The 14,920-nt window shown below is 69.5% G+C and carries 14 protein-coding genes, 1 tRNA gene and 1 pseudogene; 8 read left to right on the forward strand and 8 right to left on the reverse strand.

The genetic code is table 11. The features are described from left to right. Window positions 1–57: 57 nt before the first annotated feature. Window positions 58–2,292 (reverse strand): plasmid pRiA4b ORF-3 family protein, encoded by a 2,235-nt coding sequence (locus tag RMT89_RS06605; protein ID WP_315882967.1) that lies wholly within the window; start codon window positions 2,290–2,292, stop codon window positions 58–60. A 377-nt stretch (window positions 2,293–2,669) separates the two neighbouring features. Between RMT89_RS06605 and RMT89_RS06610 the strand changes: the two genes are divergently transcribed. Further along, the gene (locus tag RMT89_RS06610; RefSeq protein WP_315882968.1) at window positions 2,670–2,918 is read left to right on the forward strand and encodes a hypothetical protein; all 249 of its coding nucleotides are present in this window, start codon (window positions 2,670–2,672) and stop codon (window positions 2,916–2,918) included. After that, a complete protein-coding gene (locus RMT89_RS06615) occupies window positions 2,915–3,316 on the forward strand; it encodes a DNA-binding protein (RefSeq protein ID WP_315882969.1) in 402 nt (133 codons plus the stop codon). Before RMT89_RS06610 ends, RMT89_RS06615 begins: the two co-directional genes overlap by 4 nt. A gap of 57 nt (window positions 3,317–3,373) precedes the next feature. Here the strand turns inward: RMT89_RS06615 and RMT89_RS06620 are convergent. From RMT89_RS06620 to RMT89_RS06635, 4 genes and pseudogenes are all read right to left on the reverse strand, one after another. After that, window positions 3,374–3,667 (reverse strand): annotated as a pseudogene (locus RMT89_RS06620) (LLM class flavin-dependent oxidoreductase); the annotation flags it as partial. Next, window positions 3,664–4,239 (reverse strand): RNA 2'-phosphotransferase, encoded by a 576-nt coding sequence (locus RMT89_RS06625; RefSeq protein WP_315882971.1) that lies wholly within the window; start codon window positions 4,237–4,239, stop codon window positions 3,664–3,666. The gene RMT89_RS06625 and the pseudogene RMT89_RS06620, both read right to left, overlap by 4 nt. A gap of 176 nt (window positions 4,240–4,415) precedes the next feature. Next, a complete protein-coding gene (locus RMT89_RS06630; RefSeq protein ID WP_315882972.1) occupies window positions 4,416–6,173 on the reverse strand; it encodes an SDR family oxidoreductase in 1,758 nt (585 codons plus the stop codon). Then, window positions 6,170–7,012, reverse strand: coding sequence for a M24 family metallopeptidase (locus tag RMT89_RS06635; RefSeq protein WP_315882973.1), 843 nt, complete (start codon window positions 7,010–7,012; stop codon window positions 6,170–6,172). The genes RMT89_RS06630 and RMT89_RS06635 overlap by 4 nt, the downstream gene beginning before the upstream one ends. A gap of 227 nt (window positions 7,013–7,239) precedes the next feature. On the opposite strand from RMT89_RS06635, the gene RMT89_RS06640 reads away from it, so the two are divergent. The 6 genes from RMT89_RS06640 (at window position 7,240) to RMT89_RS06665 (ending at window position 11,301) form a co-directional block, all read left to right on the forward strand. After that, on the forward strand, window positions 7,240–8,202 hold the full coding sequence (locus RMT89_RS06640; RefSeq protein ID WP_315883006.1) for an ABC transporter ATP-binding protein: 963 nt from the start codon (window positions 7,240–7,242) through the stop codon (window positions 8,200–8,202). Then, window positions 8,192–9,091 (forward strand): ABC transporter permease, encoded by a 900-nt coding sequence (locus tag RMT89_RS06645; protein WP_315882974.1) that lies wholly within the window; start codon window positions 8,192–8,194, stop codon window positions 9,089–9,091. The genes RMT89_RS06640 and RMT89_RS06645 overlap by 11 nt, the downstream gene beginning before the upstream one ends. After that, window positions 9,088–9,999, forward strand: a complete 912-nt coding sequence (locus tag RMT89_RS06650; RefSeq protein WP_315882975.1) for an ABC transporter ATP-binding protein — start codon at window positions 9,088–9,090, stop codon at window positions 9,997–9,999. The genes RMT89_RS06645 and RMT89_RS06650 overlap by 4 nt, the downstream gene beginning before the upstream one ends. Before the next feature lie 10 nt (window positions 10,000–10,009). Then, window positions 10,010–10,729: an ABC transporter permease gene (locus RMT89_RS06655; protein WP_315882976.1), complete on the forward strand. Its 720-nt coding sequence runs from the start codon at window positions 10,010–10,012 to the stop codon at window positions 10,727–10,729. An 84-nt stretch (window positions 10,730–10,813) separates the two neighbouring features. After that, the gene (locus RMT89_RS06660; RefSeq protein WP_315883008.1) at window positions 10,814–11,008 is read left to right on the forward strand and encodes a hypothetical protein; all 195 of its coding nucleotides are present in this window, start codon (window positions 10,814–10,816) and stop codon (window positions 11,006–11,008) included. 208 nt (window positions 11,009–11,216) lie between these two features. Next, window positions 11,217–11,301, forward strand: a tRNA-Ser gene (locus RMT89_RS06665). A gap of 82 nt (window positions 11,302–11,383) precedes the next feature. Here the strand turns inward: RMT89_RS06665 and RMT89_RS06670 are convergent. The 3 genes from RMT89_RS06670 to pheA all read right to left on the reverse strand — a co-directional run bounded on the left by RMT89_RS06670 (window position 11,384) and on the right by pheA (window position 14,920). Next, window positions 11,384–12,181 (reverse strand): HAD family hydrolase, encoded by a 798-nt coding sequence (locus RMT89_RS06670; RefSeq protein ID WP_315882977.1) that lies wholly within the window; start codon window positions 12,179–12,181, stop codon window positions 11,384–11,386. Beyond that, window positions 12,178–13,455 (reverse strand): serine--tRNA ligase, encoded by a 1,278-nt coding sequence (gene serS, locus RMT89_RS06675; protein WP_315882978.1) that lies wholly within the window; start codon window positions 13,453–13,455, stop codon window positions 12,178–12,180. Before serS ends, RMT89_RS06670 begins: the two co-directional genes overlap by 4 nt. Window positions 13,456–13,987: 532 nt before the next feature. Beyond that, complete coding sequence (gene pheA / locus RMT89_RS06680; RefSeq protein ID WP_315882979.1) at window positions 13,988–14,920, reverse strand: prephenate dehydratase; 933 nt, start codon at window positions 14,918–14,920, stop codon at window positions 13,988–13,990.

Here is a 14,920-nt window from a genome sequence, read left to right on the forward strand (position 1 = left end):
GCGCCCCGCTCACCACCACGCGCCGTCACCCACCAGCGGGTTCCGGCCGCTCTTCCGTCACCGGCGGGAGTGCGCCTTGTTCGCCGCTGCGCGTATGCGTTTGGCCAGCCGCTTGTCGACGCCGCGCAAGCCCTCACCCAGTTCGGCGAGGACCTGCGCGGTGGCCGGGTGCTCCACCCGCCACAGATCGTCCACCCGCTGTTCGAGCGCCTCCGGCGCCGTGTTCCAGTTCTCCAGGAAGCCCCGGACCAGCTCCTCGCTCTCTTGAGGACCGGCGAGGAGCGACAGCCCGTCGATGAGCAGCCACAACCCGGCCTCCTCCGCCCGCGCCGGGTCCACGTGCGCTTCTGCCCCGGGGCGTGCGCCCAGAGTCGCGGTGGCTACCTGGCGGCATCCCGCGACATCGGAGTCCGCTGCCTTCCGTAGCACCCGCAGTGCCCGGGGATCGTCGATTTCGACCAGCACCAGTTGGGCCACGGCGCGCTTCGCCGCGGCCTCGGGGCCGTCTCCCGCGCAGGCGTCGAGCAGCCCCACCGCGGCATCCGCCGCAGAACGGTGTTCGAGCCACCATTCGACCTCTCGGCGCATCTCCTCGGGGGAGTAGCCCAGGAGCCCCTGGAGCAGAGCGCCGGCGTCCGCTTCGGCGTACTCACCGAGCAGCGGCGCGGGCACACCGCACTCCATCAGGTAGGCGCGGAGCCCGTAGCGGCCGAGAGGGGTGAGCCGCATCCGGTCGCCGCGCCTGTCGTCCCGAGACCGGTCCGACGCCGCCGAGGAGGTTCCTGAACTGCCCGGCTCCTGCCCGCCCATGGCGTTCAGGAGTGTGCGCAGAGCCTGCTCGGGCGAATCGTCGCTGTCACCGGGCTCATACTCCACCGCGCCCAACAGAGCAAGCCCTTCCCCCAGTTCCCGGAAGGACGCCGCGAACAGAGCCTGGAAGAGATCGAACTCCGGTCCGTTCTCGCCCGCCTCACGGGCCTGCGCGCGCAGGTCGTTGACATCCACCCAGGCGGCGTCCGGGGCGTCGTACAGCAGGCCGACCAGTCCGTCGGTGAGCTCGGCCGTCAGCTCGCCGAGCTCACCGTGCCACCCGTCCAGCACCCCCCTCTCACCGATCTCCTCCAGCAGTTCGCCCATCGTGGCAGCCCAGAACTCCAGAAGGTCCTCACCGGTGAAGTCGGTCGCCGCGCCACCCCACGCGCGGCCCCCGCTGATCGTGATCATCCCGCCGTCCACGGCGAGTCTCCACGGGTCGTCGAGAACGGCCGCGTCCTTGGCGCTGCGCAGCGTTTTCAACGCACGAGCCCGCGCGATGGCATCGGCGTACGGCGAGTCGTCGCCGGCCAGCTTCCACAGCCGGAGCTTCTCGACGGCCTCACGGGCGAGCGCGGGCCGCAGCACCCGGCCGGCGGTGACCTGTCGTCCCTCGCGGCACCAGGCGGCGAGCCGCAGCGCCGCGTCGAAGAGCGGGACATCCCGCACAGCGGCGACAAGGTCCTCCTGCGGAGCCAGGGTGACCGGGCGCAGCACAGGCGCATCCTCGGCCGGTCCGTCGACTCCGGCATCGGCCGGATCGCCCACCCGGCACCGCCCGCAGGTACACAACGCCACGTCCTCGGCGGTCAGCCGACGGACACCGCCGCGTCCGGCCGGACCACCGGGCGGCTGCCTCGCCGTGCCGGACGCCCTGTCCGGCGTCAGCCGGAGCAGCCGCCCGGTGATCTCGTCCCGGTCGAAGGCCGCCGGATCGTAACCCACCGCGCGGAGCCCGGCGACGAGTGCGCCGTGCACGTCGTGCTCGGCCCCGTCCGGGCGATCGAGGAGTTCCAGCACGTCGGCCAGCCCCCACACGCCGCCGATGTCCTCGCCGGGCACATCGGCGCGGCGCCCGCCCACGCAGCGCACCGTGCGTTCAGCGTCCGCCGGGCGTGGCAGCGTCTTCTCCAGTGTGATCCCGTGCTCCCAGTCGTCCCCGAAGTCGTAGGTGTAGCGCAGCCGTGCCCCCTCCTCGGCGAGCACGTCGCCGAGCGCGGTGGCGTCCTCGTCGCCGACCTCGCGGCCGAAACCGAGATCGACGAGGTCGGCCGCGACGCCGTACCCTCGACCGAACTCGTCGGTGAACAGGTGCAGATGACCACCGTGCCAGCCGAAGGCGGTTTGGATTGCGTCGTGCAGCGTGCCGAGCGAGGTGTCGGACGGCAGCACGAGGCGCCGCCACAGAGGCGGTCTCGTACCGTGCAACACGATCTTCAGCTGGAGATCGGACGGGGATGTGTTCCCGTCTCGCCGCATCTGCTGCTCCCACCGCACCGGGGCTACTCGGACGGCTCCATCATTGCGCCGCTGGCGTTCGGTGCCCAAACCGGCTGTGGCGGCGGCCGTCCTTTTGAGCACACATGGCCTCGGCCCCGCCAGCAGTGGATATCCTGCGTCCTCGCGACCTTTCGCGGGCCGCGCGAGCGGCTCGGGAGCCCATGGCCCTGGCGGTCAACGGCTGTCGCAGCCCTCGGCATGCGTATCGACCAGCAGACAGGCGGCTTTGACGAATCCGGATGCGTCACGACGACTGTCCCAGGACCGCGACGGGCCGTCCCCACGGCCCCACCCGTGCGTGGACGCCTGCCGAGCGAGACGACCAAAGGGCGCGCATATCGCAGTATGCTCGTTACATGGCGGATACGACACGGATCACGGTGACGCTGCCGACCGAGCAGGTCACCGAACTGAGGAAGCTCACCGACAACGTCTCCGGTTATGTCGCCGAGGCGGTGGCGCGTCAGCTGCGGCACCAGCTGCTCGGCGCCGATCTGCTGCGCCATCAGGAGGAGCACGGGGCCTTCACCGAGGAGGAGCTGGCGGAGGCCCGCTCCAGGATCTCCGGGACGCCGGACGCCGGCGGGTCGGCGAGCGCGGCGTGAACGAGCACGTCGAGACGGTCGTCCTGGACTCCCAGGGGCTCTCCGGCTGGATCGCACAGGATCGCAAGATCCTTGCGATGTTCCAGGTGTTCCATGCCATGGGTGCCGATTTCGTCATCGGAGCCAACACCATCGTGGAAGTCAGCCATACGCGGGTGAACTTGCCTCGGCTGCGGTGGGCGCTGTCCCGCGTCAAGGTCGGGCCGGTGACCGAGGGCGCGGCGAAAGCATCCGCGGAACTGCTCAAGGCCGCGGGTCTGCACGGCCACAAGTACGCGATTGACGCGACTGTGGCCGAGGTGGCACTGCGCCAGCCGGGTCCGGTGGCGATGCTGACGTCCGACGTCGATGACATGGCCCGGCTGTGTGGTGACCGCGTCCGGCTCATTGGCATCTGAGCGGGCAGGCACAGGTGCCCGTGCCCCGGCCGCGAAGGGAGTCCGCCCTGCTCACGCTGTGACAGGCGAAAAAGGCTTGACTGAGGTGACCAGAGTGCCGAGGCGGAGCCGGTCGGTGACGGCCGCTGTGGCGGTCAGGGTCGGTACGGCACCGAACCACGGGCCGTCCCGAAAGCTGCGCCAGGACAGGTGGTCGTAGGTGTAGGCGGTGTGGAAGCCGAGCTGTTCCGACCGCTGCCAAGCCTCACGGCTCCCCTCGTGCCAGCGCCGGTACGGGAGGATCACGGTGCTCAGACGCAGACTCATGCATCGAGCGTATGCGGCCGAACGCGTTTCACGTGAAACCGTCACTGTGTGACGTGGCGCGACTCCGGAAAGCGCAGGTACGGGGGCGGAACGGTCCGGGTCAGCCAGACGCCGTTCGCGCTGACGTGGAAGACATGGCCGTCGCGGTGCATGGCGCCCGCGTCGACGGAGAGGACGACCGGTCGGCCTCGGCGGGCCCCTACGCGGGTGGCTGTCTCGCGGTCGGCCGAGAGGTGGACGTCATGGCGGTTCATGGGGCGCAGGCCCTCCGCACGGATCGCGTCCAGACAGCCGACCACTGTGCCGTGGTAGAGGTACGGCGGTGGCGTCGCCGGGGGAAGGCCCAGTTCGACCTCGATGCTGTGGCCCTGGCTGGCCCGGATGCGGGTGCCGTCGATGGCGAAGCGGCGTTTGTCGTTCGTGGCGACCACGTGGTCCAGCTCTTCCCTCGTGAACCGGAAGCCGTGGGCCGCCGCCGCGGCGACAAGGGTGTCGATCTCCACCCAGCCGGCCTCGTCGAGGGTGAGGCCGATGCGCTCGGGTTGATGGCGCAGGTGTTTGGAGAGGTACTTCGACACCCTCACCGTGCGGCGGTCGTCGATGGGTCTTTCGTTCATCTCCTCAGGGTGGCGGGAGAGACCTGGATCACGCGAATGATTTTGAGGACGATGTTTGATCCACAGCCAAGTGTGGTTATCCACAGGGGAATTGGCGGTCCTGTGGACAATGAGCCGTCGTTTCAAGGGGTTTCGTCAAGCTCCGTCGGTGCGTGACGAGTTGGCCAACTGCCCTCTCACACCGGCGGTTTGACCCGCGCGATCCTCCGCAGCACCCCCGGAGCGAACCGCGACAACAGATGCGCCCCACGTGCCTCCGGAGTCACCGGAACAACCGCCTCGTTGGTGACGATTCCGCGCAGAATCGCCTCCGCGACCTTCTCCGGCGGGTAGTTGCGCATGCCGTACAGACGCGCCGACTTCTTCTGGCGGCGGGCCTCCTCCTCCGCGTCAACTCCCGCGAACCGCGCCGTCGATGTGATGTTGGTGTTCACGAAGCCGGGACAGATCGCCGACACGCCGATGCCCTCGTCCGCCAGTTCCGCGCGGAGGCATTCGCTCAGCATCAGGACCGCCGCCTTGGTCGTGCTGTAGGCGGGAAGGGCCCTGGAGGGCTGATACGCCGCCGCCGAGGCGGTGTTGACGATGTGGCCGCCCTGGCCGCGGTCGGCCATCTGCCTGCCGAACAGACGGCAACCGTGGATCACGCCCCACAAGTTGACGTCCAGCACCTTGCGCCAGTCGTCGGAGGTCGTGTCCAGGAAGGAGCCCGACAGTCCTATCCCGGCGTTGTTCACCAGGACGTCGACCACGCCGTACTCCGTGGCGACCTTCTCCGCCAGTTTTTCCATGGCCTGTTCGTCGGAGACGTCCACCGTCTCCGCCCAGGCGTCCGGGGCGCCGACCAAGCGGGACATCTCCGCCGTACGGGCCGCCGCGTCCGCGTCCCGGTCCACCGCCACCACACGCGCGCCCGCCTCGGCGAACGCGTACGCCGTAGCCCGGCCGATGCCGCTGCCCGCGCCGGTGATCAGCACCAACTGGCCGCCGAAGCGGTCGGCGTAGCGGCCGGTGGCCTTCGGCTCCTGTCGGCCGCCCTCCACCGAGGTCACGAATTCAGTGATCCAGGACGCCAGTTGGTCGGGTCGGCTACGCGGCACCCAGTGCTTGGCCGGGAGTGTTCTGCGCGTCAACTGCGGAGTCCACAGTTCAAGTTCGTCGTAGAGCCGCTCCGAGAGGAAAGCGTCGTCCAGGGGTGTGATCAGCTGCACCGGCGCGTGCGCGTACGCGTCCCCGCGCGGGCGGCGCAGTCGCGACCGTACGTTGTCCCGGTACAGCCATGCGCCGTGGGCCGCGTCCGAAGGGAGCGAGGACGTCGGGTAGTCGCCCGCCGGAACCTTCTCCATCCGTTGCAGGATCCGCGGCCAGGTCTTGCCCAGCGGTCCCCGCCACGCCAGTTCCGGCAGGACCGGAGTGTGCAGCAGGTAGACGTACCAGGACTTGGCGCCCTGGCCCAGGAGCTGGCCCACCCGGCGCGGGGTCGGGCGCTTCATCCGCCGCTGGATCCAGTGGCCGAAGTGGTCCAGGGACGGGCCCGACAGGGAGGTGAAGGAGGCGATGCGGCCCTCCGTGCGCCTCACCGTCACGAACTCCCAGGACTGCACCGAGCCCCAGTCATGGCCCACCAGGTGCACCGGACGGTCCGGGCTGACCGCGTCCACGACCGCGAGGAAGTCGTCCGTCAGCTTCTCCAGCGTGAACCCGCCCCGCAGCGGCTGCGGCGCGGTGGAGCGGCCATGGCCCCGGACGTCGTACAGCACCACATGGAAGTGGTCGGCCAGCCGGGCGGCGACCTCCGACCAGACCTCCTTGCTGTCCGGATAACCGTGCACCAGCAGCACAGTTGGCTGAGAGGGATCCCCCAGCTCCGCCACGCACAGCTCGACCCCGCCGGTCCGCACCCAGCGCTCACGCGCGCCCGTCAGCACCGTCACTTCTCCTCCGCCCAGCGCCGCACATGCGGCAGATCGTCGTCCAGCCAGAAGGCGCTCTCCTCGGGGTCCGCGGAGTCCGTGACGACCAGGATCTCCTCGAACTTCGCGCCCGTGCCCCGGAACCCGAGGTGGGGTTCGACCGCCCACAGGCCCGGCCGCGGCGGGTGGTCGGAGAAGCGGTACGGCGACCACAGCGGGGACCAGCCCTCACGGTGGCCGTGCACCGCGTCGGCGGCCAGGCCCTTCAGGGACTGGGTGCCGAACCCGAAGAGCCGCGGTGACCAGCGCCGCTCCCGCACCCGGTCCACCTTGTGGGCGATCACACCGAAGGGGTACGCGCGATGCCGGTTGGCATAGCCCTGGCGGACCATCAGCCGGTCCACGTCCTCGTAGATCTCCCGCAGCGACCGGCGCTCACGCACCTCGCTGAGGATCAGCTCGCGATGCGCCTGGAGGTCGTCCATCAGCTTGTGCTGCACCTGGTTCACGCCGAGCGAGCCCGAATAGCCGATGTCGGCGGTGAAACCCTCGAACACCGGGGCCATGTCCAGGATGAACGGCATCCCCGGCTCCAGGCGGCGATTGGTCGGGAAGAACTGCAGCGGGACACGGAAGTTCACGAACGCCGTACGGTCGCCGAACCAGGCGAAGGGGAGATGGAACCAGTCCCGCACCCCGCGCTCGCGCAGCCACTCCCGCTGCATCCGCGCCGCCTCACGCTCGGTGACACCCGGTTGCAGCTGGGCCGCCACGGCCTCCGCGCACTCGTAGGCGAGGCGCTGCACTCTCCGGAAACCTTGCAGCTCCGCCGAGCGTTCACTGGTCACTGCCGTAGCCATGGCACCCCGTCCCACTGGTTGCGGTACGCGCTCGTAACTTGACATCGGAGAATCTGGCACTTGTTAGACCCACCGTCAATAGGCGGGTGCCGACGGCTCTACCGAGGCTCCCGTTGTTCGACCTCAGGGTGACCCCTAAGGACCCGTACGACTCCAGAGGGACCCCAAGACGGCTCTACGGTCTGACGACCGGCGTGTTCCGTGTCACTACCGTCATTGTCGTGACTGTGATCGCGACCGAAAGCCTGAGCAAGCGGTTCCCCCGGGTGACCGCGCTTGACCGGCTCTCCGTGGACGTCGGGCCCGGTGTGACCGGACTCGTCGGAGCCAATGGAGCCGGCAAGTCCACACTGATCAAGATCCTGCTGGGTCTGTCCCCCGCCACGGAGGGCCGCGCCGAAGTGCTCGGCCTCGACGTCGCCACCAAGGGCGCCGCCATCCGTGAGCGCGTCGGCTACATGCCCGAGCACGACTGTCTGCCGCCGGACGTCTCGGCCACCGAGTTCGTCGTCCATATGGCGCGCATGTCAGGGCTGCCGCCGACCGCCGCGCGCGAGCGCACCGCGGACACGCTGCGCCATGTCGGCCTGTACGAGGAGCGCTACCGCCCCATCGGCGGCTACTCCACCGGCATGAAGCAGCGCGTCAAGCTGGCGCAGGCCCTGGTCCACGACCCCGACCTGGTCTTCCTCGACGAGCCGACCAACGGTCTCGACCCGGTCGGCCGCGACGAGATGCTCGGCCTGATCCGCCGGATCCACACCGACTTCGGCATCTCGGTGCTGGTCACCTCCCATCTGCTGGGCGAGCTGGAGCGGACCTGCGACCACGTCGTCGTCATCGACGGCGGCAAGCTCCTGCGCTCCAGCTCCACCACGGACTTCACCCAGACCACGACCACCCTCGCGATCGAGGTCACCGACACCGACGAACACCCCGACGGCACCAAAGCGGTGCGCGAGGCGCTCCACGCGCGCGGGGTCACCGTCGAGGCCGGCAGCGGCCTGCCGGGCGCCGGGCACATCCTGCTGCTGACGGCGCGGGGCGAGGAGACGTACGACCTGGTCCGGGACGTGATCGCGGACCTCGGCCTCGGCCTGGTGCGCATGGAGCAGCGCCGGCACCACATCGCGGAGGTCTTCACCGACAGCGACCAGCAGCGGAAGGAGGCGGCCGTCCATGGCTCTTGACCAGCCCGTTGCGGGTGACCAGACCCGCATCCACGACATCGGCTACCGCAACTACGACGGTCCCCGCCTCGGCCGTACCTACGCCACCCGCTCCCTCTACTCGCAGTCCCTGCGCGGCGCCTACGGCCTCGGCCGCTCGGTGAAGTCCAAGGTGCTGCCGATGCTGCTCTTCGTGGTGATGTGCGTGCCCGCGGCCATCATGGTCGCCGTCGCCGTCGCGACGAAGGCCAACGACCTGCCGGTCGACTACACCCGCTACGCCATCGTCATGCAGGCGGTCATCAGCCTGTACGTCGCCTCCCAGGCGCCCCAGTCCGTCTCCCGCGACCTGCGCTTCAAGACCGTGCCGCTGTACTTCTCGCGGCCGATCGAGACCGCGGACTACGTACGCGCCAAGTTCGCGGCGCTGGCCTCGGCGTTGTTCGTCCTGACCGCCGCCCCGCTGCTCGTCCTGTATGTGGGCGCGCTGCTGGCCAAGCTCGACTTCACCGACCAGACCAAGGGATTCGCACAGGGACTCGTCTCGGTGGCACTGCTCTCGCTGCTCTTCGCCGGCCTCGGCCTGGTCATCGCCTCGGTCACCCCGCGCCGCGGCTTCGGCATCGCCGCCGTGATCGCCGTACTGACCATCTCCTACGGCGCGGTCTCCACCCTTCAGGCCATCGCCGAGGTGCAGGACAGCACCGGATCCATCGCCTGGATCGGCCTCTTCTCGCCGGTCACGCTCATCGACGGAGTGCAGTCCGCGTTCCTCGGCGCGACCTCGGCGTTCCCCGGAGGGGTCGGCCCGACGAACGGGGAGGGCGTGGTCTACGTCCTCGTCACCCTCGGCCTGATCGCCGCCTGCTACGGCCTGCTGATGCGCCGCTACCGAAAGGTCGGACTGTGACCACGCTCAACATCGACCACGTATCGCGCTGGTTCGGCAACGTGGTCGCCGTCAACGACATCACCATGACCATCGGCCCCGGTGTCACGGGCCTGCTCGGCCCCAACGGCGCCGGAAAGTCCACCCTCATCAACATGATGGGCGGCTTCCTGGCCCCCTCCACCGGCACCGTCACGCTCGACGGCCAGCAGGTGTGGCGCAACGAGAACATCTACAAGCACATCGGCATCGTCCCCGAGCGCGAGGCGATGTACGACTTCCTCACGGGACGCGAATTCGTCGTCGCCAACGCCGAGTTGCACGGCCTGGGCGCCAAGGCCGCCCAGAAGGCGCTGGCCACGGTCGAGATGGAGTACGCCCAGGACCGCAAGATCCAGACGTACTCCAAGGGCATGCGCCAGCGCGTGAAGATGGCGAGCGCGCTGGTCCACAACCCCTCGCTGCTCCTGCTCGACGAGCCCTTCAACGGCATGGACCCGCGCCAGCGCATGCAGCTGATGGACCTCCTGCGGAAGATGGGCGACGAGGGCCGCACGGTCCTCTTCTCGTCCCACATCCTCGAAGAGGTCGAGCAACTCGCCTGGCACATCGAGGTCGTCGTCGCGGGCCGGCACGCGGCCAGCGGTGACTTCCGCAAGATCCGCCGCCTGATGACCGACCGGCCGCACCGCTACCTGGTGCGCTCCAGCGACGACCGCACCCTCGCGGCCGCGCTCATCGCCGACCCGTCGACGTCCGGCATCGAAGTCGACCTGGCGGAGGGCGCGTTGCGCATCCAGGCCGTCGACTTCGCCCGCTTCACGGCGCTGTTGCCTCGTGTGGCGAGGGACCACGGCATCCGGCTGCACACGGTCTCGCCGTCCGACGAGTCCCTCGAATCCGTGTTCTCGTATCTGGTCGCGGCGTAGGAGGCCCAAGATGTACGATCCCACAGTCGCCCGACTCACCTACCGGGCCCTGCTCGGCCGGCGCCGGGCCCTCATCCTCGGCGCCCTGCCGCTGCTGCTGATCGTGATCTCGGTGATCGTCCGTGCCCTCGCCGGCGCCGACGACCAGACGGCCTCCGACCTGCTCGGCGGAATCGCGCTCGCCACCATGGTGCCGATCATCGGCGTCATCGCGGGCACCGGGGCGATCGGCCCGGAGATCGACGACGGCTCCGTGGTCTACCTGCTGTCCAAGCCCATCAAGCGCCCGACGATCATCTTCACCAAGCTGATCGTGGCCATCGCGGTGACGATGGTGTTCTCCGCGGTGCCGACCCTGATCTCCGGCTTCATCCTCAACGGCAACGGCCAGCAGATCGCCGTGGCCTACACGGTGGCCGCGCTGGTCGCCTCCATCGCCTACGCGGCGCTCTTCCTGCTGCTCGGCACGGTCTCCCGGCACGCGGTCGTCTTCGGCCTCGTCTACGCCCTGGTCTGGGAGGCCCTGTTCGGCTCCCTGGTGGAGGGCGCGCGCACGCTGAGCGTCCAGCAGTGGTCGCTGGCGGTGGCCCATGAGGTGACCGGCGGGGACCTCGTCACATCGGACGTGGGCATCACCACGGCGACGGTGCTGCTGGTCGCGGTGACCGTCCTCGCCACCTGCTACGCGGGCCAGAAGCTGCGCTCGCTGACGCTGGCGGGCGAGGAGTAGACGGCCCGCTTGTCGACGGGGACTTCAACCCGGTCCGGTCACACTGGGGCGAAACGGGGATGCACGGCCAGGAGGGCCGGGACGGTGGACGAACCCCACGACAACGCCTGGGACGACCTCGTCCTGGACGAGGAGTTCGTACGCTCCGCCGGGTCCTCCGAGCCGTCCGCCCGGGCCCCGGCGGGCTGGTTCTTCAGCAAGGGCGCCGTCGCAGGTGGCGTCGGCGCTGAGGCGGTTTATTCGGTGGCGGCCAACTCCGGGGGCGGGCAGGATGGTTGATGTCCAGGACGCCGGATCCCGTCGGCGCCACCAACTGGGGAGGAGCGCGACGATGTCCATGCACGACAGTCCGTCGAGTTCCCCGCAGGGCAGCCCGCGGCGGACTCCGGTGTAGTTACCCCACCGTCGAGTCCGCTCCGCATCGGGGAGCTGCCCGGGGCGGCCGCTTCGAGCACGCGAATCCCACTTCGCGTGAGGCCGCCCACCCGGAGGATTGGCCGAGAGGTAAGGCACCGGCTTGCTAAGCCGCGGTCGGGTTGACGCCCGCGCACGTTCGATCCGTGCATCCTCCGCAAGACACGGCAACTGGAACTACCCAAGGGGCGTGGGGAACCGCGCGACCAGCCACAGACGGCCGACAGTCACCCCACAACCTCAGCCGAGCAGACGCTCCAGGACAACAGCGATCCCGTCCTCGTCGTTCGAGGACGTGACCTCGTCCGCCACCGCCTTGAGCTCCTCATGCGCGCCCGCCATCGCCACGCCGTACGACGCCCACGCGAACATCGGCAGGTCGTTCGGCATGTCGCCGAAGGCGATCGTGTCCGCTGCCTTCAGGCCCAGGCGGCGGGCCGCGATGGACAGCCCCGTCGCCTTCGACAGCCCGAGCGGCAACAGCTCCACAATCCCCGCGCCCGCCATCGCGACCGTCACGAACCCGCCCGCGGCGCGCCTCGCGGCGTCCGCGAGCTCGTCGTCCGACAGCTCAGGGTGCTGTATGTAGATCTTGTTCAGCGGGGCCGACCACAGATCCGACGCGTCCGTGAACGGCGTCGACGGCAGCGAGCCCGTGACCGCATACCCCGGCCCGACCAGCACCTCCCCCTCCAGCCCGTCCCGGCTCGCCGCCAGGAAGAGCGGGCCGACCTCCGCCTCGATCTTCGCGAGCGCCACCCCGGCCAGTTGCCGGTCGAGCGTCACCGAGGTCAGCAGACGGCGCTCACCGGCGTCGTACACCTGCGCACCCTGCCCGCAGACCGCGAGGCCCTGATAGCCGAGGTCGTCGAGGATGTGCCGGGTCCAGGGGACCGCGCGTCCCGTCACGACGATGTGGGCGGCGCCCGCCGCGGTGGCCGCGGCGAGCGCGTCACGGGTGCGCCCGGAGACCGAGTCGTCGGAGCGCAGGAGCGTGCCGTCGAGGTCGGTCGCGATCAGCCGATAGGCGAAACTCACTTGGCGACCGGCTCCAGCAGCTCCCGGCCCCCCAGGTACGGCCGCAGCACCTCCGGCACCCGCACCGAACCGTCGGCCAGCTGGTGGTTCTCCAGGATCGCCACGATCGTCCGCGGCACCGCGCACAGCGTGCCGTTGAGGGTCGCCAGCGGCTGCACCTTCTTGCCGTCCCGCATCCGCACGGACAGGCGGCGCGCCTGGAAGCCGTCGCAGTTGGAGGCCGAGGTCAGCTCGCGGTACTTGCCCTGGGTCGGGATCCACGCCTCGCAGTCGTACTTGCGGGAGGCGGAGGCGCCCAGGTCGCCCGAGGCGACGTCGATGACCTGGAAGGGCAGCTCCAGGCCGGTGAGCCACTGCTTCTCCCAGTCCAGGAGCCGCTTGTGCTCGTTCTCCGCGTCCTCGGGAGCGACGTAGGAGAACATCTCGACCTTGTCGAACTGGTGGACGCGGAAGATGCCGCGGGTGTCCTTGCCGTAGGTGCCGGCCTCGCGGCGGAAGCACGGCGAGAAGCCCGCGTACCGCAGCGGCAGCTGGTCGGCGTCGATGATCTCGTCCATGTGGTACGCGGCGAGCGGGACCTCGGAGGTGCCGACCAGGTAGTAGTCGTCCTTCTCCAGGTGGTACACGTTCTCCGAGGCCTGGCCGAGGAAGCCGGTGCCCTCCATGGCGCGCGGGCGGACCAGCGCCGGAGTCAGCATCGGGGTGAAGCCGGCCTCGGTGGCCTGGGCGATCGCGGCGTTGACGAGGGCCAGCTCCAGCAGCGCGCCGACGCCCGTGAGGTAGTAGAAGCGCGAGCCCGACACCTTGGCGCCGCGCTCGACGTCGATGGCGCCCAGCGCCTCGCCGAGCTCCAGATGGTCCTTGGGCTCGAAGCCCTCGGCGCCGAAGTCACGGATGGTGCCGTGCGTCTCCAGGACGACGAAGTCCTCCTCGCCGCCCACCGGCACGTCCGGGTGCACGAGGTTGCCGAGCTGGAGGGCGAGGCGCTTGGTCTCGTCGTCGGCCTCGTTCTGCGCGGCCTCGGCGGCCTTGACGTCCGTCTTGAGCTGCTCCGCCTTCCGCAGGAGCTCGGCCCGCTCCTCCGGAGTGGCCTTGGGGATCAGCTTGCCGAGCGACTTCTGCTCGGAGCGCAGCTCGTCGAAGCGGACGCCGGACGACCTGCGCCGCTCGTCGGCAGACAGGAGAGCGTCGACGAGCGCGACGTCCTCTCCACGGGCGCGCTGGGACGCGCGCACACGGTCGGGGTCCTCACGGAGCAGGCGAAGGTCAATCACGCGCTCAAGGCTACCGGGGCCGAGTCACCACTCACGACTCGCTTTTCCGGGGCGCCCCGAACTGTGGCTTACGTTCCGTTATTACGGAATTGCACCCCGTGTCAATAAAAGGTGTCTCAGTCCCTGGGACGGGGCATGCGACGGGCGCGGTGTTGACTGGATTTCCTTGTGGGGAACGGGACTTGGGGCCGCGTCATCCACAGGTGTCCACACCCCTCCAAGAGTTATCCACAGGCTGTGTGGAAGATCTGTGGATGCCGGAATTGATCACTCCGAATAGCGCGGCCGACTCCGAGGATTCCCAGGGCAATCCTCCTTTACGCCCACGTTCGAGTGGAAATGCGTCGCCCCAAAGGATTGCCCGCAGGAAACGAGTGGACGAAGGGTGAACTGCGCGCCGGTGGACGAGTGAGGGTGCTGTAGGGCGATTTGTCGACTGAGGCATGTTGCGGTGTCGACTTGTCCCCAGGTCGAGAGGCCGACCTGTGGATAACTCCTGTGGACAACGATGAACCGCTGGTACGACCAGCGCTCAGAACCGCCCGTCCTGGCACCGCGCCACCCAGTCCGAGGCCGACATGAACGCCTCGTCGGAGGTCCCGGGCCGCGGCGCGCTCACCTCCTCCACGCCCACATCCGCGCGCGGGTACGACCCGAGGAAGCGCACCTCCAGGCAGATCCGCTTCAGCCCCATCAGAGCCTCCGCCACCCGCCGGTCGGAGATATGGCCCTCCGCGTCGATGCAGAAGCAGTAGTTGCCGATGCCGGCGCCGGTGGGCCGGGACTGGAGCAGCATCAGGTTGATGCCCCTCGTCGCGAACTCGCCCAGCAGATCGCGCAGCCCGCCGGGGTGGTCGTCGCGCTGCCACAGCACGACGGAGGTCTTGTCCGCGCCGGTCGGCGCCGCGGGCCGGGCCGGGCGGCCCACCAGGACGAACCGGGTCTGGGCGTTCTCCGCGTCGTGGATCCCGCTCTCCAGGACATCGAGGCCGTACAGGGCGGCGGCGAACTCGCCCGCGAAGGCCGCGTCGTACTGCCCCTCCTGGACCAGGCGGGCGGCGTCCGCGTTCGAGGCGGCCGATTCCCAGTGCGCGTCCGGGAGGTTCTTCTTCAGCCAGTTGCGGACCTGCGGCTGGGCGGCCGGGTGCGCGGAGACCGTCTTGATGTCGGAGAGCTTGGTGCCCGGCCGGACCAGCAGCGCGAAGGTGATCGACAGCAGCACCTCGCGGTAGATCATCAGCGGGGCGCCCGCGACCAGTTCGTCGAGGGTGGTGGTGATCCCGCCCTCGACGGAGTTCTCGATCGGCACGAAGGCGGCCTCGGCCTCACCGGCACGCACCGCGTCGAGCGCGGACTGCACGGACACATACGGGACGAGCTCCCGCGTGGCCGCCTCGGGAAGCGTGCGCAGGGCGGCTTCGGTGAAGGTGCCCTCGGGACCGAGATACGCATAGCTCGCTGGCAT

It is taken from the genome of Streptomyces sp. P17, from assembly GCF_032436805.1.
In the GTDB taxonomy this organism is placed as follows: Bacteria; Actinomycetota; Actinomycetes; order Streptomycetales; family Streptomycetaceae; genus Streptomyces.

Bases quoted from the DNA above. Each gene is read 5' to 3' on its own strand.
- RMT89_RS06655 (WP_315882976.1), top strand. From the start codon at position 10,010: ATGTACGATCCCACAGTCGCCCGACTCACCTACCGGGCCCTGCTCGGC.
- RMT89_RS06610 (WP_315882968.1), top strand. From the start codon at position 2,670: ATGGCGGATACGACACGGATCACGGTGACGCTGCCGACCGAGCAGGTC.
- RMT89_RS06635 (WP_315882973.1), bottom strand. From the start codon at position 7,012: ATGGCTACGGCAGTGACCAGTGAACGCTCGGCGGAGCTGCAAGGTTTC.
- RMT89_RS06645 (WP_315882974.1), top strand. From the start codon at position 8,192: ATGGCTCTTGACCAGCCCGTTGCGGGTGACCAGACCCGCATCCACGAC.
- pheA (WP_315882979.1), bottom strand. From the start codon at position 14,920: ATGCCAGCGAGCTATGCGTATCTCGGTCCCGAGGGCACCTTCACCGAA.
- RMT89_RS06625 (WP_315882971.1), bottom strand. From the start codon at position 4,239: ATGAACGAAAGACCCATCGACGACCGCCGCACGGTGAGGGTGTCGAAG.
- RMT89_RS06605 (WP_315882967.1), bottom strand. From the start codon at position 2,292: ATGCGGCGAGACGGGAACACATCCCCGTCCGATCTCCAGCTGAAGATC.